The 26,085-nt window shown below is 48.1% G+C and carries 16 protein-coding genes; 5 read left to right on the top strand and 11 right to left on the bottom strand.

From position 1 onward, the window contains the following. Positions 1–55 precede the first annotated feature (55 nt). The 7 genes from FJQ58_RS17830 to FJQ58_RS17800 form a co-directional block, all read right to left on the bottom strand. Positions 56–724: an HAD family hydrolase gene (locus tag FJQ58_RS17830; protein WP_139995848.1), complete on the bottom strand. Its 669-nt coding sequence runs from the start codon at positions 722–724 to the stop codon at positions 56–58. A 40-nt stretch (positions 725–764) separates the two neighbouring features. Next, positions 765–7,103 carry an Athe_2463 domain-containing protein gene (locus FJQ58_RS17825; RefSeq protein WP_139995846.1) on the bottom strand — a complete coding sequence of 2,113 codons (6,339 nt, stop codon included), beginning with the start codon at positions 7,101–7,103 and terminating at the stop codon, positions 765–767. Positions 7,104–7,336: 233 nt separating this feature from the next. After that, entirely contained in the window at positions 7,337–8,326 is a 990-nt protein-coding gene (locus tag FJQ58_RS17820) for an S-layer homology domain-containing protein (protein WP_139995844.1), read from the bottom strand. A gap of 319 nt (positions 8,327–8,645) precedes the next feature. Continuing rightward, positions 8,646–9,896, bottom strand: a complete 1,251-nt coding sequence (locus FJQ58_RS17815) for an MFS transporter (RefSeq protein WP_139995842.1) — start codon at positions 9,894–9,896, stop codon at positions 8,646–8,648. A gap of 34 nt (positions 9,897–9,930) precedes the next feature. Beyond that, positions 9,931–11,316, bottom strand: coding sequence for a DUF2087 domain-containing protein (locus tag FJQ58_RS33305; RefSeq protein ID WP_139995840.1), 1,386 nt, complete (start codon positions 11,314–11,316; stop codon positions 9,931–9,933). 142 nt (positions 11,317–11,458) lie between these two features. Beyond that, on the bottom strand, positions 11,459–12,688 hold the full coding sequence (locus FJQ58_RS17805; protein WP_139995838.1) for an MFS transporter: 1,230 nt from the start codon (positions 12,686–12,688) through the stop codon (positions 11,459–11,461). Positions 12,689–12,753: 65 nt separating this feature from the next. Then, positions 12,754–13,854: a lactonase family protein gene (locus FJQ58_RS17800; protein WP_162341552.1), complete on the bottom strand. Its 1,101-nt coding sequence runs from the start codon at positions 13,852–13,854 to the stop codon at positions 12,754–12,756. Between the two features lie 166 nt (positions 13,855–14,020). Here FJQ58_RS17800 and FJQ58_RS17795 point away from each other — a divergent pair, with 166 nt between their 5' ends. From FJQ58_RS17795 to FJQ58_RS17775, 5 genes are all read left to right on the top strand, one after another. Next, the gene (locus FJQ58_RS17795; protein WP_139995834.1) at positions 14,021–14,383 is read left to right on the top strand and encodes a LytTR family transcriptional regulator DNA-binding domain-containing protein; all 363 of its coding nucleotides are present in this window, start codon (positions 14,021–14,023) and stop codon (positions 14,381–14,383) included. Between the two features lie 107 nt (positions 14,384–14,490). Next, on the top strand, positions 14,491–15,486 hold the full coding sequence (locus tag FJQ58_RS17790) for an aldose 1-epimerase (RefSeq protein ID WP_139995832.1): 996 nt from the start codon (positions 14,491–14,493) through the stop codon (positions 15,484–15,486). 674 nt (positions 15,487–16,160) lie between these two features. Next, positions 16,161–17,438: a BNR-4 repeat-containing protein gene (locus tag FJQ58_RS17785; protein ID WP_202915284.1), complete on the top strand. Its 1,278-nt coding sequence runs from the start codon at positions 16,161–16,163 to the stop codon at positions 17,436–17,438. A gap of 269 nt (positions 17,439–17,707) precedes the next feature. Further along, positions 17,708–18,193: a hypothetical protein gene (locus tag FJQ58_RS17780; protein ID WP_139995830.1), complete on the top strand. Its 486-nt coding sequence runs from the start codon at positions 17,708–17,710 to the stop codon at positions 18,191–18,193. Then, positions 18,190–18,879, top strand: coding sequence for an AIM24 family protein (locus FJQ58_RS17775; RefSeq protein ID WP_139995829.1), 690 nt, complete (start codon positions 18,190–18,192; stop codon positions 18,877–18,879). The genes FJQ58_RS17780 and FJQ58_RS17775 overlap by 4 nt, the downstream gene beginning before the upstream one ends. Before the next feature lie 50 nt (positions 18,880–18,929). On the opposite strand, the gene lacZ is transcribed toward FJQ58_RS17775, so the two are convergent. The 4 genes from lacZ to FJQ58_RS17755 all read right to left on the bottom strand — a co-directional run bounded on the left by lacZ (position 18,930) and on the right by FJQ58_RS17755 (position 26,082). Next, positions 18,930–22,037 (bottom strand): beta-galactosidase, LacZ type, encoded by a 3,108-nt coding sequence (gene lacZ, locus FJQ58_RS17770; protein WP_139995827.1) that lies wholly within the window; start codon positions 22,035–22,037, stop codon positions 18,930–18,932. A gap of 351 nt (positions 22,038–22,388) precedes the next feature. Continuing rightward, entirely contained in the window at positions 22,389–24,194 is a 1,806-nt protein-coding gene (locus FJQ58_RS17765) for an ABC transporter ATP-binding protein (protein WP_238404130.1), read from the bottom strand. A gap of 142 nt (positions 24,195–24,336) precedes the next feature. Beyond that, complete coding sequence (locus tag FJQ58_RS17760) at positions 24,337–25,095, bottom strand: response regulator transcription factor (protein WP_139995824.1); 759 nt, start codon at positions 25,093–25,095, stop codon at positions 24,337–24,339. Positions 25,096–25,251: 156 nt separating this feature from the next. After that, positions 25,252–26,082: a carbohydrate ABC transporter permease gene (locus FJQ58_RS17755; RefSeq protein WP_139995822.1), complete on the bottom strand. Its 831-nt coding sequence runs from the start codon at positions 26,080–26,082 to the stop codon at positions 25,252–25,254. Positions 26,083–26,085: the final 3 nt, after the last annotated feature.

The following is a 26,085-nucleotide window of genomic DNA, read 5'->3' as shown; positions in this document are numbered from 1 at the left end:
GCAGCATGCAGAGCGGTTTATCCGTCTCCATGCTGCCTTTTTAACTTACTGCTGTTTAGATTGAAGTAGAGAATAAGAATGGAATGAGTTCCGCTAAATCGTCAATTACGCCATCAGCATCCGCAAGCTCGCCAGAATCGCCATTACGCTTCCATACCGCCCTCATCCCAGCACTGCGGCTTGCATGTACGTCATTTTGCGGATGATCGCCTACAAATACCGCTTCATTAGCTTGTACATCCAGCTTTGATAAAGCACGGATAAAGATAGCCGGATCAGGCTTCCTTAAGCCTTCCCATTCCGAAATCAGCACCTCATCAAACAAATGGCTAATATTTAACGCTTTAAAATTATCATATTGAAACTGGCCGAAGCCGTTGGATACAAGCGCCAGCTTAAGTCCTTTGCTTTTGAGCTGAAGCAGCATCTCCAACATGTGAGAATACCCCACGCAATGCTTTTGAAATCGGTGGAGATAATCCTCCAGCAGTTGCTCCCACGTCCAGCCTTCTATGGCATACTCCGCAATTAGCTGCTGATAGACCTTATCCTTCCACACATAACCATGGGCATCTAGCTCGATGAAGCGCCGCACAAACTTCTCTTTCTCTATAGACGTCCCTGCAAACAAACGGTCAAATTGGTCTCTGACAAATTCGGCCAGAGAAGTATCACGATCAAGCAGCGTACCATCCAAATCAAACAAGACTGCCTTTATGCGCAAGACCTTCCATCCCTTTCCTCTTTATTTTTGAGCATAACAATTATTGAACCCGGTGTACACCTACAACCTCAAGGGTTTGGCCCTCTATAGTTACACTGACCTCAGTCGTTACGATTGTGCCGTTGTTGTAATAGGCTGTGAAAATAAACTCGACCGGGCCTTTGGCGAACTTCGCAAACGAAAGGTCCCACAGCTCACCCGTCCATTTGTTTTGCGCACCGTTTGCTGCAGCCAAGCTCGTCCTGAAAGCTCCCATCTGTATTTCAAGACGATCCGCCTTCGTATCGGTGCCCGTTAGTGTCGTTTCCGCCTCCAGGACAAACTTCTCTCCTGCCCAAAATACAGCATACCCGCGCGGCGTATCTTCATGGCCTGAGGCTTTCAAATTATACGCCTTCCGATGCTGGTCCCACAGCTCCGTATGCTTAACATATCCGCTTAGCTTAAGAGGCAATACCTGAACGGATTTGGTGACCGTTACCGGATCAGCTATCCCATCGCTCACCGTCATCTTCATGCTCCATAAGCCTGCAGTTGCCAGCCGAAGGGAAGGTCCTTTTGCTGGGTACGCTGGACTGTTAAGCGTATAAGCATAGGTATTTTTCGTACCGAGCGGGCTGATCAGCTCATACACCACAGACAGCGTATCGCCATCGGGATCTGCCGCTTGAGAATTGAATGTCGTCCTATCCCCTTCGTATACCGGCTTTGGCGACCAATCAAAATCGGCTGTTGGCGGCCGGTTCGTTGAAAAGTAGATGTATTCATAATGTCCTTCGTTCCCGGCAACATCGTAATCAAGCACGGTTACGCGGTACTCTTGCCCTGGAATTAATCCGCTTACCTTGTAAGTTCGTTGAAGGAGCGGCAGCGGAATGCTATATTCCGTCGTTCCATCCCCATTTAAGTCAATATTCGAAATGCTGCCGTTCGCGTTCACCTTTTGCAGATAAAACTGGCGGGTCGCGTGTCCAGAGGAAGGGGCTGCATCGCTAAAGGCGTTAAATTTGACGGTGACCGCAGTTGGTTCTACCTCCAGCGCTTCATTAACATCTGCCGGCTTCACCGTATCAACAAAGAAGAATCCGTTGCTTGAGTATGGCCCCCACATATAGCTGTCGTTGGCCCTGGCCTTCCAGTAATGCAGCCCTTCCGCAAGCGCTGCGGGGGTATAACTCGTTGCTGCTGTAGACGTTTCTGTATCCGCAACTTTTGCACCGTTTGAAGCACGGAATACTTCATAATCAATAGCGATGATTGGTTGATTTTCCGAATCAACCGTAAATGCGCGCAGCTGCGGCCGATTAGAGTTCGTATATATGGGATGATCAGCATCCGCCCCGTTAAAGGACAGCAAGTACGTTTGCGGAGGCAGGTTCAATACAAAATATCTGCTATTGCTTAGATCGGACCATATGCCCTTGGAGTACACCTGCCCCTGCACTTTCACGACTCGCCCTTGCTGTATTGTATCCTCCAAAATCGGATAGGTCAGGGCATTCCCCTCATGCTCGATCGCCAAGATTGTTTCGTTGGTATCGACGTAAGTCAGAGTCAGCCGGTAGCGCTCCTGCGGATCGTTTTGGGCATCATAATAGGTCCACCGCACCGTCGGCTCTTTCACATAGGTCGTAGGTGCGGCCGCGGTAGTCCCCGCCGGTACAGTAATGGTCATAACGGGCTTGGTCTGATTGACTGGCGGAAGAGCTGCCTTATACACGATCGTCTGGGCCCAATTGGACCATGCGCCATGAATGTCTCTTACCTGCTCCTGCACAATCAGCTCCACGCCCGGCCGATTGTAATATTGACGCTTGCCTGCGGTCCAAACCGATTCATCAGCCCATCTTGTCCGGAAAAGCTTGTCCGATAATAGATGGGCAATATCCGGGTCGTAGGACTTATCGTTGGTCTCATAATCCAGCGCTTCTCCTTCAGCATAGACAAGACTCGTAAAAATGACATGAGGCTGCGCGATTGGTCTGCGGTGCACGTAAATTAACTTCTTCACGGGCTCGGACCATTTGCGGTATCCGGTTAATCCGGGATGATCCTGTGCTCGAAAGGTGATTTCGTACACGCCTGGCTTTTCCAGCGCATTAATAGTTGAGCTATATGTTTTTCCGTTATGAATGCTATAGCCTTCAGGATTTTCAAAAAAATTAGGATTATGGCTGTAGCTCCACTCCTCCGCTCCTATGGGATCCTTCTCGATATCATGAAATAGCTTCTCGTAGCTAATCGGATCATTGACGAGAACCGCATCATTAGTCTCTTGCGTATAGCTGTCACCATAATTCGTTTTCTTCACATTCGAGAATACCGCGTTCGGCTGTCCTAAAGACATGAGGCCTGCGTACCCTTTGGTATAAGTTCCGTCTGCGACTTCAAATACCTTAGCATAATTGACGTAAATCCGTTGAAGGCCGTTCACCGACTCTACCTTTATCGGATACGTATTAAAGGCCAAGCGATTCATTGGCGCGGATTGCAGCAGCGTCTTAGCCCCGTTCACTACCCGATACAAAGACAATGCGCTTTTGCTCCATTCCATCGAATACATATTTTTATCATTTTGAATTTGAAAGCCTGCGCCGATGATCTTGTCATTATTAATGTCATTGACACTAACGTTGAACTCTAACGCATAGTTTTTCATGCTGCTGCCCGCGTCGTATAGTAATCCACCCCAATCGTCGTTAATGATCTCCACCGTATCGGCATCCACGGCTTTGAGCGAGCCAGCCGATCCGCTTGTGGAAGTAAATGGCATTACAAATTGCTCAAAAAATACGTAAATCGAGCCATCCGGCAAAATTGGCGTTGATTGGGCAACGCCGCTCGTCCAAGCTCCTGCATTAAACACCGTTTGAGGCGTCTGTGCTAGATTTGCCGCATGATTCACGCTATAAAGCGATGCCCTAATATCTTTAGGAGCATTTCCATCCGACCAAGACGTTAATCCGATTTGGAATAGCGTAGGATATACGATGTCGCCCGCTGCGGTAATAAACATTTTACTTGTATTCGCTGGCGGGAGATTATAATTATATTTCGTTACTAAATTGCTGTGTTTATCAAAAAGGTAGTTGTATGCTGCAATGCGGTTGTGCACATATACATTCGTGTTTTCGAATATAAGCGGGTTCGGATACATCGCTACATCTACCCAGCTATGCGACCCAAAGGCATCTACATTTGCTAGTGGATAAGTACTATATCCATTAAGCGCTTCATTGTTAGTTACAAAAGTATATAAGGATGGATTCGCTCGCTTTCCATCATAATCCACCGATACGGAATGGACGTAAACCCTTGTATTGTCATCTGAAACAACCGCTGGCGAGAGTCCCGCCGATCCTCCAATTCTATAGCTCTTCTTCAGGCCTGCGCCGTTGATTTTTGTCAAATACCCGTCATAGGAAGATAACCTGTATGCATTTCGATCCTGATAATGATAAGTAAAATAGGTGCTTCCGTCTGTCGCTAAAGTCATTTGGATCTCTGAATAATATCCCGCATACTTCCGCTCTCCCGGCGCTTCCCACACCAAATATTTGCCTTTAATTGAGTATTTATAGAACCGCTGCTCCACGTCATACTGCGTCCACGTGTCAATGACATTGTAAGCTTCCCTATATCCCATATACATGAATTCACCGTCTGGTGAGATTTCCAAGAAGTTCAATCCAGCACCTAATGCGTCTTGGGAATCAGCGCTGCGCCTGAAACTATATTGATCCTTTGGATTGCCTTTATGGTCCGTAGCAATGATTTTAACTTGATGAATATCCGCTGCGTAATCACTCCGATCATAGAAATAAAAAGTTTCGTCGGGGCCTATATTTTTGAACGCTATTTTTTGATTATTGGAGTTAACTTCAAAGGTTCGTTTAACCGTGCCATCTAAAGAATCCAATTCACTAAACACATAGGGCTGACCGGCTTTTGAATCATTTACATAATAGGAATAGACTCGGTTGCCTGCAAAAACTTGCGGAATCAGCGTTCCAACGGATAATTTCCAAACGGGCTTGCCAACGATATCCGAAGCTAACTGAAACTTTGTCCGCGAGTTCGCGCCATTGCCTAAATTAGGGTAACCGACAGCAAAGCTCGCAAAAACCGCATTTTTAGTGGATATGCTGCTTGGATCTGCTTTCCAGCCGAGCTTGTCGCCTGCTCCTCCTACAAACGGTTTCTTCAGTGTCCACGAACGGAAGATCGATTCCGGCGTATAGGTGGTGACAGGCGGGCCGTCATTCTCCCCCTGCCCCGGCTGCTGTGTGATGCCAAACACATTAAAGTTTACCGCGGGCGCGTAATTTAATATGTCTGTCGAGGCTATTTCTGACTGCCCTTTCATGCCATAGTCCTCCGTTACTGTGGCGCGATACTGCCTCTTTCCGACTTTGTTATACGTAAGGGCATGCGTTGTTTTGTAAGCACCGTTGTACAGTGTTGTCCAAGCCTCTTCTTCAAAATTGCCATCATTATCTTGATCGTAACGTTCTTCTACATGCAGGTGTTTCAAGATGTCGCCGTCGGGGCTTTCGGCATCGATGAAGAGCATGAATCCATTTTCCCGATAAGACTCTGCAGGTGCAACTACCGTTACGGTTGGCGGAGCATCCGGAACAACCTCCATGATCATGGCATCCCATTCACTAACCCTTCCTGTGGTGTCGTATACCTTACCTTCGATCGTGTATTCGCCTAACTCGCTTGGAGTAGTCGTAAACCAATGATTAATATAGGCGGTGCTGCCGATTTTTTTATATCTCGTTTCCGATTTGCTAAAATCAATCTTTTCTCCGCGATCCTCTAAAGGCGTATAGGAGTTAAGCAGGTTGTAAGGCCGCTCTAATGGTCTGCCTTGAATGACTCGGGATATCCCCGATACGATAGCCACTGGCTTAGGATCAATCACTTGGAGTGTGGCTGTAGCTTTTTGGGCTCCGCCAAATTCATCCGTTACCGTAATTTCAGCAATGTAGTTGCCTGCAGAAAAATACTTCACATCATTAAATTCGTAATCCGTTGTGTTTGGAAGCGCGGCTTTTAAATTATCCGAGAACTTCCAACTGTATCCGTTTAATCCTTTGGACCGATTAATTAGAGATGAAGCTTCCCCAGCTATGATGCTTGGAGGAACGAATGCGATATTAGCCATAAGCTCTGGTCTTGGCGTTGGTGTAGGTTCCGGTGTTGGAGTCGGACTGGCGCTAGGGTTGGGCGTTGCTTTTGTGGCTGCGTTTATCGTCAGTTGTGCCCAATCGGAAACTTTCTTTGCACTATTCGTAACACGGAGCTCTATGAGATATTGGCCTTCATGCGTAAAGTCCTTGGCCGTCGGCTTTTTTTGGATCGTCGTGCCTGCGGGAGTCTTGTATTTCCATTCTTGAAGGGTAATGGCTTCATTGCCGGGAGAGTAGGAGAGTTTGTCATCAAGCTGAGGCTCAGCAGCCGGCTTAATGGTGATTTCGGGTTTCGTTCGATGATCTCCCTCAAGATGAGAGATGATTGCTATTGGGGTGGTAGGTTCGTTTTTCTTGCTAAAAACGATTTGAAATGGCTTCGTATTATTGTTTTCATTTGATTCTGCGACAGCCTCTCCAAAATCGGTCTTGGCTGTGTAGTTAACGATACCCGCTGTGGTCGATGATACTTTAACCGATACGGTTTTTATCTGCCCTGGCGGGATGTTGGAAATGACTTCCGACTTTATGTTTGTCCCGACAATCCCTACGGTGAAGGGGCCTGTACTTTCTTGCCCTTCATTTTTAGATGTAATATTTACAGTAACGCTATCCCCAACCCATGAAGCTGCAGCCGCGGCGGCTGGATCGGTTTTGATGTCTGTGATGATGAGGTCGGGTTGTTTTTTTATCTCTAACTTATTCAACGGGGGAATGTAAAACATCTCGTACCACCAAGAACCATCAGGTTGCCAAATGTTCCACATTTGAATAATTCCTGGACTAAAATCGGTAGGTACTTGTTGAATTATTACATAATCTTTAAGTGTATCTCCGTTCCATCCCTTCCCTGTTCTCTTATTAAAGCTTTGTATAAAAGTCGGAGATTCTTTGTAAGGATCAACAATCGCTTCTAACCATTTTCTAGCATCAGGGTGATTGGTTAGCATTGGTGTGGGAGTGATTTTTTTATTCTCACCTACTGTCGTATTCCACGGCGTTTTTACCCAGTTTTTATAAACATGTAGGGTTGCTCTAGAATCACTTCGAAATAACCAGTTGCGATATAAATTTCCATTAATATCCCAACCAAGATAACGCCATTGTCCTTCATCAAATAAATTCCCTTCAGATATGGATATCTGTAATGGGGAACCGTATACTACTAGATTGCTCCCCATCCCACATCTGTTAGATAGAAAATTCCCATTCAATTCTTTTTTTCCTTTTCCAGTAGTTATTGAAGTTGGTATATTATTTTGTTGAATAAGTGTTAATGAATTCGCATCGTATGTAGAAGGTATGGGACAATCTTGAATGCCTGCCGCCAAAGTAATAGTTGGAATAGTTATTAACAGTACAACAAAGACCAGAAATGATAAACAAATTTTTTTAAGCAATTTATGCAAGAAAATCACTCTCCAATCCTTACCATAACTGTTTTGTTATCACTCCCTTTATAAACCTTAAAGCTTCGATTATCGTATTTTGTTTCAAATACACTGTTAGTATTAATAGAATCTAAACCATCAATTTTAGTGTAAATAGCGAATGCCTTTTCAAAAGATTTCGGATAATAATACATTAACAATTCTTTAATAACTTTATGATTTTCAGAATTCGACTCAGATACGATAATTGAAATTTTTTTCAATTCCGTGACATATTCAATAGCAAGTGTATTGTCAAAAAAACTATCAGTCCCTTTTGAATTAATTAAAACTATTCCATTCGTCCCATACGTAGTTGTTCCCTTAAAGCTTGGAAGTGATTGAATCATTGTATTCAATTCTTCCTTCGTCTTAGGATAATCCACTACCGCCACCGGAGGATTCTTCACCTTCAACGTATTTAAAACCATCACCACAGCTTCAGCACGGGTAGCGTTCTTATCCCCGCCCATCGTTCCATCCGGATAGCCCTTCATAATTTCCAATTTCTTAGCAACAGCCAAATAACCCGACTTCACGCCTTCGGCATCTTTACCGAGTGCACGAATCGTCATCCGAGCGATCTCCTCGCGTGTAATCATCCGATTAGGCTCAAACGTATTTTCTTTATAATCGGCAACCTTAATAATTGACTGCTTCAAACCTGTGGCGATATAACCGCGGAACCAGCCTTTATCATCTACGAAAGGCGTATCGGTGTCTTCCGCTTTCAGCTTCATTGCGCCAACAAGCGATTTCAGAAACTCTGCGCGAGTCATATTGGCGTTAGGTCTGAACGTACTGGCATCGTAGCCATTAATCCAGCCTTGCGTTACAGCTGAGTCGATCTCCGTCTTAGCCCAGTGTGTTTTCGTATCCGTAAAAGAAGCAGCCGCAGCCACAGTCTGCACGCTCATCAAAGCGGTTATTAATAAAATAATTGCGAGTACAAATCGGCTTAATTTTTGCATCATTCAACACTCCTACTGGTTATAATGTTTGGCCTCTCAAGGCTCCGTTTCTCTTTATTTCCATTTCAATACAATTGCAATTCCTACCATTTCTTCCCTCATCTCTCTTTTCCCTTCTTTTTTTACTCACCCATGAGCAAAAAATGATTTTTTTCGACATCATCGACTTTCCCCTCCGCCAGGCTCTCTCCCAAAAGCACTGCCGAAAACACAAAAAAGCACGCCCCTCCCTCAGTCGAGGGTGTAAGCGTGCTTCGCTATACGTCATTTCAACTACCATTGATGTTACTTCACATATGCAGAATTTGTCAATATCCCCAGCTTAAGATGCTGCGTTGGATTGAGCGGCTAACGGTTTATGCTTAAACAAAGGAACAAGCATTAACATGCCCAAGAACATGATCAAACCAGCAACGCAGTATATGCCGACGAGCGGAAACACTGTCTTAAGCTGTCCGGCAACGAGCGTCATAATGACCATCATCCCCATAAACATGGGAGTAAGCACGCCGTTCACCCGTCCGATGAATGATTCCTCCGTCCACTGCAGAATCATCGTGCTGATACCGATCTGGATCATTGGGAATCCCAGCCCGCCGATAAACTGCAGCACCAACGTTAGTGGAATACTTGTTGAAAAGCCAATGCCAATCATCGTTAGCGAGCTGAGCAAGAGTCCAAGCGCAAGCAGCTTTTGCGGAGCTACTTTTTTGGCAATAACCATGACTGTCCCCCCACCGACGAGCATCGCAACACCGTTAACCATAAGCATGTATTGCAAAAATTCCTTCGGCTGCCCCAGCCGCTCGAGTACAATAAACAGCCCGAGCGTCTGCGCGATTCCAACTGCCGTTCCAGCAAGCGCAAACGTACCGCCAAGCGCCTTAAGCACCGGACTGCGCCATACGTATGCGAAACCGTCCTTCAAATCCTGCCAGAAACGACGCTCAGCCATTGCTTCCGTTCGTTCAACCTCACGGTCACGCGGGATGCGGAACAAGACGACCGCCGACAGAAGGAAAGCAACGCCCATAACGCCGATTGAAATTTCAATGCCGAACTTTTGGTACGAAATGACACCAAGCGATGGACCAAGCACCATAAAAATTGCAATAAGCGATTGGAACATTGCCATCGCCGACTGCAGCTGCTCCGCCGGAATATGCTGCTTGAACAGCTTCATGGCGGACGGCTGCGAAAACTGCGAAAGAATCGCGGATACAAACGTCGCAAAATAAACCATATGCCACGAGCCGTACATGAGCGTAATTAGAACGACAAATACGGATGCGGCGGATAAAAAATCACACCAAATCATGGTGAGACGCGGCTTCCAGCGGTCCGCAAACGTCCCTCCAATAAATGAAAACACAAAAATCGGCAAAAATTCTACAAACCCCATCAAACTAATCGCGAAAGGATCTTCATTTGTTTTGTCAGTCACGTACATTAAAATCGCAAAATTCCGAACCCATATACCGATCTGCAGCAATACGTTTGACAGCAAAATCGTTTGAAAAAACTTGTTGCGGAACAAGCTGTTGCCAGCTCCCGCTGCTCCTTTGGCAGACATCCCTCTTTACACTCTCCCTTGTCAAAAATAAACCTTAACCCTTGCTCTGTTCTGACGGGCTATTGTAGCCTTGTTCCCCATAAGGCTGAAGCTCTTCCAGCCACTTGCCCTTCAATTCCTCGACCTCCCGTTTATACTGACGTACCGCATCAACGGGCTGACGGCCCTCTGGATCCAAAACGTCTTTATAATCATAACGAATCTTTTGTTCCAATTTAACGGTCTCAAGAACGAGATAAGAGAAGTCTTCCGCTCCAAATTGCTTCCATTCCTTCTGCAGTTCTTTATTCGAATGCGAGCCCATATTCAGCATAAACTGCTCTTTTCCCCACAGCGCATCCAAATTGGTGGAGCCACCGACAAACAACTTGCCATTTCGATTATTTTTAATCTGAAAAACGCCCATTGAACGCTCGCGCTCCTGGTATTCCGCCGTCAATTGCTTGCGTGTCGCTTTATCCATTTTCTTTCCGTCCTCCCGCTTTTTTTCTTCCTTGCCTGCAGCTTTCTTTGCTTTTTGCCCAACGGCTTTCCCAAGCTTCTGCTGCTCGCCTTGTTCCCCTTGCTTCTCCTTTGGCACAGCTTTCGCATCCACACGCAGAACCTGCCCGGCAGGCACCTGCAACTGGGCTTCAACCTCAGAAATGCCTGCTCCCTTCACCCAATAAGCCCGGCCGTCATCCTTGCGATCCAGATAACCGTATTCGATCAAGTAACGTCGGAGCGTCACGTAATCCTCTTCCCAGAAAGCGCTGAGCTTCTCATTAACTTCCTGCTCGGTATAGCGAACTCCATCTTCGAAAAAAGAAGCAATATGGCGGAGCACAACAAGCTTACGCTTCTCTTTGCGCGGGAACGAAGCAAGCGGCCCTTCGAGCCCATGCGGAAAATATTGCTCCAGCAGTTCTTCGTATTCCTCTTCTGTGATGGCGTACCTTGCATCCACCTGCGTCGCCGCGCGATGCACAGGCACGAAGCTCGGAGCGCTGGCCGCCCCCTCCTCCATCATCTCCATAATGGCAAGCAGCAGCTTTGCCTGCTTGGCTTTCTCCTTGAGCACAAAACGATGATTACGAATCGTTGAAGCGCTCCCTGCTCCTGTGAGCTCCATCATCTCCTTGTCGGATAAATCATCGGCAAAGCCGCGGATGAGCTCTTTTTGCAAATCGGTCAGGCCAGTTTGCTTCTTATCAAGCGCCAGCAAATAATCGAGCATGGAGCCATGCTTCTGCTTCATATGATAAGCTGCATATTTGCGCGCCTCATACCAGCGACCATTTGCTTCGTGATAAAAAATTTCTCCATCCTCGAACCGCTCTCCGCACAGCAAGCAAGTATAATAACTATCTGCTTCTACATAAACATAACCTTGCTTCAGCTCCGATAACGACGCCGACCAAAAACGCCCATCTAACTCCATATATACAAACACTCCTAAATTTCGTTTGTTTATTTTATAGACATTATATAATTACGTCTATTAAATTACAATAAGCAAACGCAAAAAAGAACAACCACTCTAGGGTATCCCCTAAAGCGGCTGTTCTTTAATTGTATTTTTGTTAGACAATTTCTTTCCGGTCCTTCGGCAGCAGCACCGCCAAAAGTCCGATCAACGGCAATACGCTGCACGCTGTCATGACAAAACCAAGCGAACGCGCGTCAGCCAAATAACCGAGCACCACTGCGCCAAGCCCGCCCATGCCGAATGCGAGTCCGGTAATCAGCCCCGACGCGGTGCCTACCTTGCCCGGCATCAGCTCCTGCGCGTAGACAACACTAACCGAGAAGCCCGATTGCAGCACGAATCCGAGCACGACAATGAGAGGATATACGAGCGCAAGAGGCAGGTGGGGAAGCAGCAGCGCGAAAGGCGCCGCTCCGAGAATCGAGATCAGCATCATTTTTTTGCGCCCGATCCGGTCCGCCAGAATGCCTCCACAGAACGTACCCGCAACGCCAGCCGCCAAGAATAAGAACAACGGAATCTGAGCGTGCTTGATCGTTAAGCCATACGTTTCGACCACATAGAACTGATAGAAATTGCCGATTGCAGCTGCGTACCATGACCTTGCGAATACGATGGCAAACAGGATGGCGAGCGCAAAAGCCACTACCTTTGGTGCAAGCGCAGGCCTAACTTTTCCGGCAGCCTTTCTTTGCTGCATTTTACCGTCGTGTACGGCTAGCTGTGTCTTGTACCAAGGAACGACCTTCAACAGAATAATGATTGCAGTCGCGGCAAGCAGCGTCCCCCAAATCGCTCCCTTCTGCCCGAACGGCAAAAAGATGAGCATCGTCATGAGCGGCCCGAGCATATGCCCGAAATTGCCGCCCACTTGGTAAATCGACTGGGAGAACGCCCGGCGGTTGCCTGCCGCCAAATGCACGACCCGCGAGCCTTCCGGATGAAACACCGCGGAGCCAAGCCCAACGAATACGACGGCTGCCAGCACCAAATAAAAATTCGGGGCGAAGGCCAGGCCTGCCATCCCAATCATGCTGGAGAACATCCCCACCGGCAGCATCCAAGGTGCAGGCCTTTTGTCTGAAATCAAGCCGACGACAGGCTGCATAACCGAAGAGGTCATGTTGAGCGTAAAAGCAATCCAGCCGATCTGCGCCAAACTTAGCTTTAACGACTGCTGCAATACCGGAAACAGAGCAGACACGACGGATTGCATCATGTCATTCATTAGATGTACGGAGCTGATACAAATCAATATAGCGTAGACCGTAGCGGATTTAATGGCCGCTTTATTTACACTGCTTGTCACAGGCGATGCTGACATGATAAGTAGGACCTGCCTCTCTTAACGAAAATACCTCATTTCCGTTGACGGAACATGCAGGGGGATTAAGCTGTTGCAAATTTAATGCAGACGGGACTTGTCAGTTCGAGCGAAGCAGCCGTTTTCGCTAGCAATCCGCTCTCCTGGTCTACCATAAACACGTTTACGTTCCCCGTCTTCTGGTGAGCAACGAGCAAGTGGCCGCCATCCGGAGAAAGCGCAAAATTTCTAGGTGAACCTCCGCCGCAATCCACATGCTGAATCAGCGTAAGCTCACCGTTTTCCTGATCGACTGCAAAAACGGCTATGCTGTTATGGCCACGGTTGGAGCTGTACAAATATCGACCGGAAATACCCAAATGGATATCGGCCGCATCGTTGTAGCCGTCAAAACCTGCCGGAAGCGCAGAAATCGCCTGCCCAGCCGTTAGCGTCCCATTCTCTTTTTCTACCTTCATTAACGTAATCGTAGAGTCCAGCTCGTTCATCACATAACCTGTCTGCAAGGCGGGATGGAAAATCAGATGGCGCGGCCCTGCGCCGCGATGAACCTTGCTTGTGCTGTGGGAAGTAAGCGTATGCTTGTCGGCATCAAAACGGTAAACCACGACCGCGTCGATTCCCAAATCAACAGCGCAGACATAAGGCGAATCGCCAAGCGGTACGATGCAATGCGCATGAGGCGCATCCTGCCTTGCGGCGTTGGGCCCTAGCTCGCCCGCATGCTGCTCTATGGATGAAGCTTCCTTGAGCTCCCCTTGCGCCGTAATCGGCAGCAATGCCACATTCCCGCCCGTATAGTTGGCAGCAAATAGCGCTTGACCTGACGAATCCGTGCTGATGTAGCAAGGATGTGCCCCGTGCGTAAGCGAGCGATTGCTCGTGGAGGTCAGGAGGCCGGTCTTTTTATCAATAATGAAGGCTGCAACGGACCCACCCTCTGCCTCTCCCGTAGTTCCCGTTTCACTTGCTGCATACAAATATTCACCGCTCGGATGCAGCGTCAGATAGGAGGCATTTTCAAGCCCCTCCACACGCTGTATGACAGCCAACTCCCCTGTTTTTGGATCAAACGTGCATACATGAATTGTCGGCTCCTCGGCCGTTCCATAGGACCCAATATAAAGGATCTTGCTGGATGTTGGTTGTTCATTTAAAGGGTTCATTTGCACCCAACCTCTCTGTCGTTTTGGCATTACAGTGACCATAGCACAAGCCGCCTCAGCAAACAATGTCTTTTTTTTATAAAAGACTTCACAAATCCTATTGTGACATGTTACAATGTAAGCGCTAACAATTCAGTGGTTCACATTTCTAAAGGGGGAAACTGAGATGGTGAATGTAGTACTGAGCGAACGGAACGTATATGAGGATTTCGAGCTGGAGTCGGATGTTCTTTATTTCAAGCTTGGCATGCAAGGACTCGTAAGCTTCCATGGCAGAAACTATAATATAAAGAAAAGAATGACTGCCGAGCAAATTGAGCAGCTTACTCACGAGAGAAGCTTCTACCAGATCAGCTCCAATTGCTTTATTAACATCGGCAAAATCAAGACCATTGCGGATGGCACGATTTATTTTGGCTCCGACATTTCGGAATCGAAGCAGGTAACCGTTAACCGCCGCAAGCAATACGTCATTCAGCAGCTGTTCTCGCAGCGCTCATCAAACAAGGATTTGCGTATCACGCCATAACGCACTAAGAGCCGCCCTATTTCTCCGGCAGGAGGAAATAGGGCGGTTGTTTGTTTGGCTCCGTCCTGCTATTCTTAGGTTGAATATGATTTTTTAGGAGGATTTCCATGTCGACGCAAGGACAAGCATTCGAGCAATTATTCCATGACGAGCAAGCCGTATGGCTGCAATGGGGCACTTATGAAGCCGCAGTATTGCCAGGAGTCGGAGCCAACCTCATTGCATTCCGCGATAAAGAAAACCAATATACGTTTCTGAGAGAGCCTTCCGCCGAGGAAATGGACAGCTTCAGAGAACGTCCAGGCGTTCATGGCATCCCGGTTCTTTTTCCTCCCAACCGCTATGAAGACGGCACTTTTACTTGGAACGGAAGGACCTACAACTTCCCTGTAAACGAAGTAGCAACCGGAAACCACCTTCATGGCTTCTTCCATACGGCGGCTTGGGATGTCGAAGACTTCGGCGCGACCAAAACAGAAAGCTACGTTGCCTTAAAAATCTCAATCGATGAGAACCATCCGATTTATGAATATCTGCCACACCGTTTTACGATAAAGCTGCGTTACGCTTTGAATGAAACAGGTTTGCTGCAGCACGTTTCGGTACATAACGAAGGCACCGACGCCATGCCTTGCTTGATCGCCTTCCATACAGCAATCAATGCGCCATTCGCGCCTAACAGCACCGTCGAGGATTGCAGCTTCACCCTCACAACCGGCAAGCGCTGGGAGCTGAACGAGCGGATGCTGCCGACAGGCAAGTACCAGGATCTGTCTGCCGACGAGGAAGCGATGAAAACAACGGGCTTATCCCCAATCTGGTCTGCGATGGATAACCATTACACAGCTGAGCCTCAAAATGGCCGCAATGCGATGGTGCTTACCGACAGCCGCAGCAACGTAACGCTCGTCTACGACGTAGGTACAGCTTACAAGCAGTGGATGATTTGGAACAACAATGCGACGGCAGGCTTCTTCTGCCCTGAACCTCAGCTTAACCTTGTGAACGCTCCCAACGTGGATCTTCCAGCCGAGCAAACCGGGCTTGTCTCCTTGGAGCCAGGCGGCATTTGGGAAGAAACCAGCCGTTTGTATGTAAGATAAAAAAAATAAAACAGGAAATCCGAGTAGATGCAATGCCTCTGCTCGGATTTTTTTGCGCTTCCGCATATAACTGTACAAGCTTAAATAGATCTACAATTTAGACCTATTTGATCAATATTCGGCACTTGGAAAGAAATAGGTCTAAAAAATAGATCTAATCCAACCATAGAGCTCCAAATAGGCACTAAAACACCTACTTCGGGTAAAATAGATCTACAATTTAGACCTATTTGATCAATAATCGACCCATGGAAAGAAATAGGTCTAAAAAGTAGATCTAATCCAGCCGTAAAGCCCCGGCATGGCGTTAAAAGGTTGGTTTTTCAAGCAATAGTTCTAATATTGCATGGTTACTTAACGAACGGTCTGAGCATGATTTAATCGTTCAAGGGAATCATAGAAGAACAATATAACAATTGAACGAAAGAAATGAAGTTTAAACTCCTTCTAAGAATTCAGCTGTAATACGTTCTATTTAATCCTAAATAACTTGAAATACCGAAGTTATGTTCTATTGGAAGCATGGTTTTGTATATGACATCCAGGCCAAATGCCATGTTACGATAGCTATGGCGCCAACGTCAACAAAGAAATGTAAGCGCTTCACTTCTCCCGGCCGGAGACATCTGCTTTTCGCATTCGTGTAATACCATTTAATAAGGAGGCGAGTGATCGTGGTAAGAAACAGGCTTTGGAAAATATTCACCGTTGCCGCACTGCTCATTTCGCTGCTTCCGGCAGGTGTCGGAAATGCGGCTGCGACGTTGACCGAGGTACCGTATGCGATGGATTCGAGCAATCAGGCGGGATGGTGGACACCGCTGGAAACGTACGGCACGGGACTGGAATACGCCTATATGGCATACAATGCGCCGGGCAGCACCAGCGGCACCCATAAAGTATACATCGCAAGGCGCGATGGCACAGGAGCATGGTCTAACATCCCGGTCATGAATGGCAGCACAGTCGCGGAATACAATGACGATGTCGGGCACAACCAGCCTTCGATTGCCCGGGACGGCAGCGGCAGATTCCACGTGTTTGCTTCGATGCATAACGACAGCTGGCGCTACTTCCGCTCGGACACGGTTGGAGGCGCGCCGCAAAATCATTCCGCCGACATGCCAACCCCCTCTTCCTTCAGGGGCACGTATCCGGTGCTGACAACAGCGCCGAATGGCGATGTCTATCTGCTGATTCGCTCCGGGTTGGATTCGGCTGGTTATCGCCCCGGCGTCTTATTCCGTTGGAACAATGCCGCGTCGACCTGGAGCCAAGTGGCGGTGGTTGGCGCAACTGCAGGACGATCATTTTATCCCAATGACCTGGTCTTCGATGCGAACGGAGACCTGCATATTTTGTTCGAATGGTCCGCCTTCGTATCGAGTGCGCTGCGCCACGAACTCTCTTATCTCAAATATAGCCCATCCACTGGTTCCTTCTACAAAGCGGACGGCAGTGCGGTAACCGCCCCTGTCTCGCTTAGTACAGCCGATATCGTTCAGCCCCTTGGTCCTACTGAGGCTTACGTTCAGGACGGCGGTGATCCCGGTGGCCCAGGCGTGCAAAGCGCCAAGCTAGCCGTAGACTCCGCAGGCAGCCCAAAAATCGTCTATCGCTACCGGGAAGAGGGCAGCACTAATTTTTCCGTCAAATATGCATCGTTCGCTTCGGGTAGCTGGAATCTGCAGACGGTTTATGACCTTACGCAGACTAGAGCGGCCATCGATATTACGTGGACGGGCTCGACCGTTCGCGTGTACTACGCAAAATATAGCGGCACAGACCGTGCGTACATGGCCGTCCCTTCGGGCAGCACGGGCTGGAACTTGACCTCTATTGCGCCTGGCAAGCCCATTGAGCGGCTAAGTGTGGAGCGGAACGCGAACGGAATTGACATTTTGTATTTGGTCGATATTACGAACAGCAAGCTGTATTACGGCAGGAATTAATTCAAACCTAACATACTGCTCATGGATACAAGCCGGGTGCACGCAGTGCCCGGCTTAGTTTATATCAGCGAGGCAATGATCTGCCTCCCCCTCAGCCTTCAGGGATAGAATCATAGTTGCTTTTTTTACAATAATTCACAACCACCCGTTAACGCCCCTCAAAAAATCTTTTCTGCTCTCCTCTGCAGGACAAGAGTGACTATTGTCGAGAAAGACTGTAAAATGTAAGCATCAGCCCCTCTTATGTCGAAAACTGAAGGGAGACTATGATGCGACAGTCCATTTGGAAAGCACTCATCCTAACCAGCCTATCCACCTTTATTCTCATAGCCACTCCACAGCCTACAGCCTATGCAGGTTTTTTTGACCGCATCAAAGACATCTATAATACGCCCGAGAAAATAAGCGAGCTGGAAGGGCAATATATTGAAGCCAAAGAAGCCTTGGCCGAACAGCAGCAGCAGCTAGAAGAATCAGCCAAAGCAGCAGCTGAATATGCGCGCAAGCAGCAGGAGCTTCTGGAACAGAATGAGCAGTTCCGTCAACAGAACGAACAGCTTATCGCTCAAAATGCCAGCATGCAGGCAGAAATGGAGCAAATGAAGCAGGATAAGCAGTCCTTGATTAGCAAGCTGATCAACACGGTCATCATTATCGTAGCCGTATTCCTCGCATATATCGTTTCCTTGCGCATCTGGCGTTACGCGGTATGGCGCAAGCAGCGAAGCTCCGGCGGAAGAGGGATTAGCGGATGAACATCAATGTCCCTGCCAAGACCGGCCATGTGCATGTCACTCTTGAGGGTGCGGACAAGCTTCATGTCCTGCATCCCAAATCCATTATTGCTTACCAAGGAGATCCCCAAAGCCGCGAGGATCGGTTTATGGATTTTGCCGGCATGTACCGCAAGAAGCGTTGGATACGCTCTATCATTTCCGGACCTTCTGAGTTTATTCTCGGGCTGCCGGCAGGCTGCTCGCTTGAAACGGTCCATATCGAGGCCAAGAGTGATTTGCTCTTCGACTTTCGCCATGTGATCTTCTTCTCGGACGGCATGAAGCTGAAATCGGTTATCCAGAAGCTGAAGAACGCTTGGATCACCAAGGAGTTTGTCCGCATGCGCTTCTCCGGACCGGGTATGCTCGGCATTATTACAGCCGGAGACGTTAAGTCCATCCAGCTGCAGCCCGACCGCCCACTTTACGTGGAAACGGGCGCTCTTGTCGCCTACCCTGAGCACGCCTCCATCCAGTTGTCAGTGTACGGCAACAAACTCGCCAGCCAGCATATGAATGTGCAGTGGGAAATCAGGGGTACTGGCCCCGTGCTCATTCAGACCGGCTCGCGTGATGCGGAGCTTGAAGAGCAGCTGCAAAACGGTGGTTTTATTAAAAGAATACTCCGTGAGGTTCTGCCGTTCGGCGGTATTTATATCAAATAAAAAGAGGCAGGCCCGCCGTCATCAGACGAAGGACCAGCCTCTTTGTTCAATTAAACGCCTTGGATAGTGAAACGGTGTGTGTACACCTGATTTGCATAAAGAATATATTCCTTCTCAGGCAGCTGGCCCCAGCTGTCATGCCCGCCAATGCCCATTTGCTTATGATTAACGCGAACGACCGTTTTATCGCTTTCTGGCAGTAAATGAAGGTGATCATTGGCTTCCAGCTCAGACGGTGTATACGGCAATACATTCAGCTCAAAATGCGGCGCGCCCCTCAGCACGAGGCCCTCGCCCTTGTCATTGGTTACGAGCGCATGGCGAACGTCCATTTTGTTGCCGCACTCCTGCGGACGGATATACGGTACAAGCTGATCCTGCACTTTGCCCTTATATAATCCAAGCTTCCCGCCCGTTTGGCGATCCCAATAGGTGTCCTCCGGACCTTTACCGTACCAGGTGATCTGGTCATATTGCGCCGGCATTTGGAATAGGATGCCCACCTCAGGAATTTCCGGCAAGCCTTGGCCTGGCTGCAGCTCCTCATATACGTCAACCGTCCCGTCACCGCTTACCGTATAGATTATGGAGAGCAATGATTCTACGGTAGTAGGCAAGCTGTACTGCACGCGTATTGTTACCGTGCTGGCAGCTACTTCCCAGCTCATGCCCCGCAGCTCGCGTTCGGCTCCGGCTCCGCGCCAAGTTGCGCAACGTTCATGATGCTTGTTTCCGCGATCGTTGTCCGTATAGGCGCGCCAGAAGTTCGGTGCCAAGCCTTTCTGCAGACGCTCTGAGCCATTCCATGCATAGGAAGCAAGGCTTCCGTCAGCCAGATTGAATTGCAGCGTAAATTGCTCTCCGCTCACTTGCAACAGCTTCTCTGTTTCTTCTACTTGAATAGCCGGTTTCTCCGAAGCACGTCCAACAACAGGCGCAACTGTAGCAGGCAAAACGAATTGCTCAAATGCAATCTCATGGCCCGCTTCCGCCCAGATCGTTGATTCCTTCAACAAAAGCTGAACCGTCAGCACAGCCTGCTGCGACGCATTTGCCAGCTGAGGCAGCTTATATGAAATGGTCAAAGCTTCTTCCGTTTCCGGAGCAGCGGATGCTTGCCCCTTGCCTGATTCCACGCTTATGCCATCAATCGCAACTTCCCACGCAAGCGTAAACTGATCCAAAGCGCTGAACAAATGACGATTCGTGACCGTAAGCTTACCCTGCTTCAAATCAACAGCCTCAAACTTCGCGTTCTGATACACCTTCTTCACTTCCTGAAGCTTAGGCGACACCGTGCGGTCCGCAAAAATAATGCCGTTGCCGCAGAAGTTGCCATCATGCGGCGACTCGCCAAAATCTCCGCCGTACATCATTTTCACAGTACCGTCAGCATCCGTCACCCGGATCGCCTGATCAATCCAGTCCCAGATGAAACCGCCCTGAAGAACCGGATATTTCTCGAACAACTCCCAGTATACATGAAGGCCGCCACAGGAATTGCCCATCGCATGGCTGTATTCGCATAGAATGAACGGTTTTTGCGGGTTATTGAGGGCATAATGCTCGACGCCCTGCGGGTTGGTATACATGTGGCTCTCGATATCCGAAGCCGCATCCGATTTGCGATAGTGGAACGTTCCTTCATAATGAACGACGCGGGACGGGTCCGCGTCACGCAGGAAATCATGCATTTTGATGAAGTTATCGCCGCCAAATGATTCATTGCCTAGTGACCAAATGACAATGGAAGCATGGTTCTTGTCACGCTGGAACATCGAATTACAGCGATCAAGCACAGCGCCGGTCCATTCTGGACGGCTGCCCGGTACCGTTTCGCCAAGCTCCTGCTGCCCATAAGTCCAGGCGCCATGTGTCTCCAAGTTCGTCTCATCGATCACATATAGGCCGTATTCATCGCATAGCTTGTACCAAAGCGGATGGTTCGGGTAATGCGAGGTACGGACGGAATTGATGTTGTACAGCTTCATCAGCTCGGCATCCTTGCGCATATCCGCTTCATTAATTGCCCTGCCCGTATCCGAGGAGAACTCATGGCGGTTAACCCCTTTGAACATGATCCGCTTGCCGTTGATTTCCATGAGACCATCCTTGATCTCGAACTTGCGGAAACCAATCTTGCAGCTGATCGCTTCAAGCAGCGTGCCATCCTCTGATTTCAGGCTCAAAATGAGCGTGTACAGATTTGGTTTCTCGGCGCTCCATTTCAGCGGGTTGCTTACTGCCGTGCGCAGCTGCGCCACCGTTAAGTCCTCGCCGTCTATTTTCGTTTGCAGCGACAATGGCGATCCAAATAAGGCATTCCGATTCGCATCATAGAGCGACGCTTCCAAAGTGACATTGCCAAGCGGCTTCACAAAATAGTTCAGTAGCTTCGTATCGATAATGAGCTCCGCATCGCGGTACTGATCATCGAGCTCTGTTTTGACAAAAAAGTCATAAATATGTGCTTCCGGTGTCGTATACAAATAAACATCGCGGAAAATTCCGCTCATCCGCCAGAAGTCCTGATCCTCTAGCCAGCTTGCATCGCTCCAGCGATAAACCTCTACGGCAAGCTTATTCTCGCCTGCAGTCAGGTATGGCGTAAGATCAAATTCGGAAGGCGTAAACGTATCTTGGCTAAAGCCAACTAGCTCGCCGTTAAGCCAAATGTAAAAGGCCGACTCCACGCCTTGGAAGCTAATAAATACCGGCTTGCCGTCCCAGTTCTCAGGCAGAGTAAAGGTACGCGCATACGAGCCGACAGGGTTATATGCCGTTGGCGCAAACGGAGGCTTGATATCCTCATTGCCTTCCCAAGGGTACCTGATATTCGTATACTGCGGATAGTCATAGCCTTGCAATTGCCAATGCGCTGGCACTGTAATGCTGTCCCAACCACTATGGTCAAAATCAGCTTCGTAGAAATTTGCGATGCGTGACTCCGCATTGGTCGCAAACGCGAATTTCCACTGCCCGTTTAGCGTTAAATAGTTGGAAGACTTACTATGAGTTCCCTCCAAAGCCTCTTCGACGGTGTCAAATGGCATGAGCGATGCATGGGCGTCAAGACGGTTAAGCCGAAAAATTTCCGGATTGTTGTTCCATTCTGGATAGCCGTTGACCGGCGGTGTATAATTTAGCTTTTTACGCATAGAATCAGCACCTCAATCTAATTTAATTACATGATATTCACATTATAATGCATTAGCAATTTACATTTCATAAAACAATATTAATATGGACTATAAAAATATGAATATCCATCAGTGAAATTTCCCACCAAACGCAGCATTTTGTGCCCATTATTTTCTGCTGGATTATAAGCGCTTACTTTATTACATTGAATCGTTATCCCTATTTGCAACCGATCTCCTGAAGCAACAAAAAAACAGCTATGTAAGATGATATCAACGATGACTCCTAAAGAACACATTCTATAAAGTGTTCAACTCCTGGGTCAACGTTCAAACCATCCTGCCATTAGCTGCTTTCTGCCTTCTGATCTAGAGCTGAAGCTGCTTCAGGTTATAAAACTCGCCCTTGCTAGCCATCAGCTCGTCAAACGTGCCCACTTCCACGATGCGCCCATGCTTCATGACCACGATCCGGTCGGCATCACGTATCGTTGACAAGCGGTGAGCGACGATAAAGGTCGTACGGTTTTTAATTAGCTCCTGCATCGCCTTCTGTACATGAAACTCTGATTCATTATCAAGAGCCGAGGTCGCTTCGTCCAAAATGATGATTTTAGGCTCGCGCACCAGCGCTCTTGCAATGGCAATCCGCTGGCGCTGCCCGCCGGACAGCTTGCCGCCATGCTCGCCAACCATCGTATTCAGCCCATCCGGCAGCTGTCCGATAAATTCGGACAAATTGGCCATCTCAATGACGCGTTTCACCTGCTCATCGGTAATATCGCGAAGGCCATAGGTAATGTTGTCGCGTATCGTTCCTGAGAACAAAATGTTCGTCTGCGGCACAACCGCCAAATGCTTGCGGTAGCTGCGAAGGTCGATGTCCGCCAAATCCATGCCGTCTAGCAGCACCTTGCCACCGGTCGGCTGCAGAAATCCGATGACCAAATTAAGTACCGTTGATTTGCCTGCGCCCGAAGCACCAACAAATGCGATACACTCCCCTGCTTCGACGTTCAGCGTAACATCCTCCAGAACATGATGCTCGCTGCCGGGATAGGACAGCTCAACACCCTCGAAAGAAAATTCGCCGCGAACCTCCGCCAGCTTTCTTTTGCCGCTGTTATTTTCAATATCGGTCGACAGCAAAATCTCTTTTATCGAATGAATCGATTCCAGCCCCTTGGCAATTTGCGGATAAATATTAATAAGGCCGGTAACCGATCCCAAAATCATCGCAAAAAAACCTTGGTACATCACTACATCGCCAACTTGAATTTCGCCGTTATACGCCAGATAAGCGGTGAAAATCAGGCATAATACTTGAAAGATTTGAAAGGTTACCCAGTTCGTTGATCCGAAATAGGCTTCAACCAAGTCCAGCCGATACCCTTTTCCTTGAATGTTGCGCAGCGTATGATCGATCCGGGCAATTTCCACCTTCTCCAGCCCATGCGCCCTTGTGATCGGAATCATCTCCACCATCTCCGACACGCGCGAGGACATCTGCTCGATTTCCTTGCGGAATTCCTTGTTGGACTTGCGGATTTTGCGGCGGAAAATGGTCACGATTGTAATCGACATAGGAATCGTCAGCACAAAAAACAAGGACACGACCCAGCTGCTGTTCAGTGTAATCGCAAACGAGACGATAATGTTGACGACTGCCGGGGCTAGCGCGATCATGAACTGCTTCGACATCATCTCCACCGCTTCCACATCGCGCAGCACCTTCGACTGCAGCTTGCCGGCCGGCAGTTCGCGGTGCTGGTTGATCGACAGCTGCTGAAGCTTGCGCACAAGCGCGCTACGCAAACCTGCTTCTACATATCTGACCGCACGGCTGAGAAAGGAAATATAAGCAGCATGCGTAGGTATATTTTGCAAAATAACGATTAGGATGATCGCAAAATTGATCCAAATCCCGCTAAGCGGATATTTAGCCGGGTTCGTCGCAATGTTAATAATATTCGCCGTAACGATGGGCAGCACATAGATCGGCGCGCTCTTAATGAGCAGAAATAACAACGAAACGAACAGATTCGCAAAATTGCCTTTGTACAAGGATAACAAAAATTTCAGCGGGCTTGCATTTTCATCCAATGCTGCATTTTCAAACGTGCTAGCGAGCCCTTTATTTGAGCCCATCCGGGTTTTTACCGCGCTCTCTGACATTGCTTTCTCCATCCCTCTGTAGCTCTAAAAGTTGACGAACCGCATCTTGAGCGGTTAACTACCGCATCAATCTTACGCCCATTTTCTTTAGCTGTAAATGTGCAATTCTGCACTAAATCGATCCGATTTAGCTCTGATTTTTTTAGCGGTGCTTGCCCTTATAATCCTTAGGAGTATCTCCAACCATTTTCTTGAACAACTTGTTGAAATAAACCGGATCGCTATACCCGACAAGCTGTGATATTTCGTAATTTTTCAGATTCGGATGATCCGTCAGGAATTGCTTCGCTTTCTCTATGCGGATATCAATCAGGTAATCGGTCAGCGTCATGCCCGTCTCCTGCTTAAATAGGCGGCTCAAATAATTGGCGCTCATGCCGACCGTTTCTGCTATCCGTTCCATTTCGAAGTTTTTGCCGTACTCAGCCTCCAGAATCGCCTTCATCTGCTCAATCACATGATGCTCTTTCTCGCTGCTAACCGTCTCGCTTGGCGGATTAGGCAATGCCGCAGCAGCATCCGCAGCCTCGCTTTGCTCCTGCTTGATCTTAACCAGCTGCTCGTACAGATTGGCTTTGTCGACAGGCTTCAGCAAATAATCTCGAACGCCACAGCGAAGCGCCTTCCGGGCATATTCGAACTCACTGAAGCCACTAAGCACAATGGTAGCAATCGCCTTGCCCCGCAAATGCTCAATCAGCTTCAGGCCGTCCATCATGGGCATTTTAATATCGGTAATCAGCACATCCAGTTCACCCTCGCCCAGCTTTGATATATGTGCCCAAGCATCCATCCCATTGCTGTACGAGCCGATGACCTTGATGTCCAAATCCATTTTCGTTAAAATTTTTTCGAGGCCAAGCCTAATAAACTCCTCGTCATCCGCAATGATGATGTTCATCGCTGCCGCTCCTTTCGCAGGTTCTTTTTTATGGCGAACATTTCGTTTATCCAGAACGATCTTCTCGCTTCGCTAAAACTTCATTTTTTTCGTTTCTTCAACTTTTCTATTTTGCGCTAAAATCGAAAGCACTGCAACGGAAAGAAAGCGGGCGGATTATTTCACCGCACCGCTTGTCACACCCGCGAAAATATACTTCTGCAAGAAAAGATAGAGAATGGCCGTTGGAATCATAATAATGAGAATGGCTGAGGCAATCATTTGCCAATCCCCGCTGTTGACGCCGAAAAATCGCATTAATGACGTGGACACAACCACATGCTCGGCTCTAGGCAAGTACAGCAGTGGAATAAACATATCGTTGTAAATGCTGATCGTCTTCAAAATCACGATCGTCGCCGTTGCTGGCGCAAGCAGCGGGAAAATAATCGAGCGGAAAATCCGGATCAAGGATGCTCCCTCCAGCATCGCGCTTTCATCCAGCTCATTCGGAATGTTGCGGATGAACTGCAGGTAAATATAAATTTGCAAAATATCCGCGCCTACATAAATGAGGACAGGCCCCATTAAGTTATTGGTCAGGCCAAGCGCCTGAATCGTTTTGTAGTTGACGACCTGGGTCGTAATTGCGGGGATAATCGTCGCAAACAGGAACAAACCGACTAGCGGCCCTTTGAACCGGAAGTTAAAACGCCCTACCGCATAACAGAATGCGGAGCCAATCAAGATATTCAAAATAAGGGTCACCGCAATGATGAATAACGTATTGCCAAAGGCATTCAACATATCCGCCTGCTTGAAGGCTTGCGAAAAGTTTTTTAAGTATAAAAAGCTGTCAGGCATCGAAATGGTTGATTTGGTATGGAACTCATCCTTCGTCTTAAACGCATTAACAACAATAATATAAGGCGGGAATAAGATCGCAAATGCTGCCAATACGAGGCTGATATATTTGACGGTATCCCAAAGCTTATTGGATTTATTCATCGA

Origin of the sequence: Paenibacillus paridis (assembly GCF_006345825.1) — a bacterium.
Taxonomy (GTDB): Bacteria; Bacillota; Bacilli; order Paenibacillales; family Paenibacillaceae; genus Pristimantibacillus; species Pristimantibacillus paridis.
The sequence above is the reverse complement of the archived record's forward strand: the minus strand, read 5'-3'. Positions and strand labels throughout refer to the sequence as shown.

Bases quoted from the DNA above. Each gene is read 5' to 3' on its own strand.
- FJQ58_RS17815 (WP_139995842.1), bottom strand. From the start codon at position 9,896: ATGTCTGCCAAAGGAGCAGCGGGAGCTGGCAACAGCTTGTTCCGCAAC.
- FJQ58_RS17790 (WP_139995832.1), top strand. From the start codon at position 14,491: ATGTCGACGCAAGGACAAGCATTCGAGCAATTATTCCATGACGAGCAA.
- FJQ58_RS17760 (WP_139995824.1), bottom strand. From the start codon at position 25,095: ATGAACATCATCATTGCGGATGACGAGGAGTTTATTAGGCTTGGCCTC.
- FJQ58_RS17765 (WP_238404130.1), bottom strand. From the start codon at position 24,194: ATGTCAGAGAGCGCGGTAAAAACCCGGATGGGCTCAAATAAAGGGCTC.
- FJQ58_RS17795 (WP_139995834.1), top strand. From the start codon at position 14,021: ATGGTGAATGTAGTACTGAGCGAACGGAACGTATATGAGGATTTCGAG.
- lacZ (WP_139995827.1), bottom strand. From the start codon at position 22,037: ATGCGTAAAAAGCTAAATTATACACCGCCGGTCAACGGCTATCCAGAA.
- FJQ58_RS17820 (WP_139995844.1), bottom strand. From the start codon at position 8,326: ATGATGCAAAAATTAAGCCGATTTGTACTCGCAATTATTTTATTAATA.
- FJQ58_RS17805 (WP_139995838.1), bottom strand. From the start codon at position 12,688: ATGTCAGCATCGCCTGTGACAAGCAGTGTAAATAAAGCGGCCATTAAA.
- FJQ58_RS17800 (WP_162341552.1), bottom strand. From the start codon at position 13,854: ATGAACCCTTTAAATGAACAACCAACATCCAGCAAGATCCTTTATATT.
- FJQ58_RS33305 (WP_139995840.1), bottom strand. From the start codon at position 11,316: ATGGAGTTAGATGGGCGTTTTTGGTCGGCGTCGTTATCGGAGCTGAAG.
- FJQ58_RS17825 (WP_139995846.1), bottom strand. From the start codon at position 7,103: ATGGGGAGCAATCTAGTAGTATACGGTTCCCCATTACAGATATCCATA.
- FJQ58_RS17755 (WP_139995822.1), bottom strand. From the start codon at position 26,082: ATGAATAAATCCAATAAGCTTTGGGATACCGTCAAATATATCAGCCTC.
- FJQ58_RS17780 (WP_139995830.1), top strand. From the start codon at position 17,708: ATGCGACAGTCCATTTGGAAAGCACTCATCCTAACCAGCCTATCCACC.
- FJQ58_RS17775 (WP_139995829.1), top strand. From the start codon at position 18,190: ATGAACATCAATGTCCCTGCCAAGACCGGCCATGTGCATGTCACTCTT.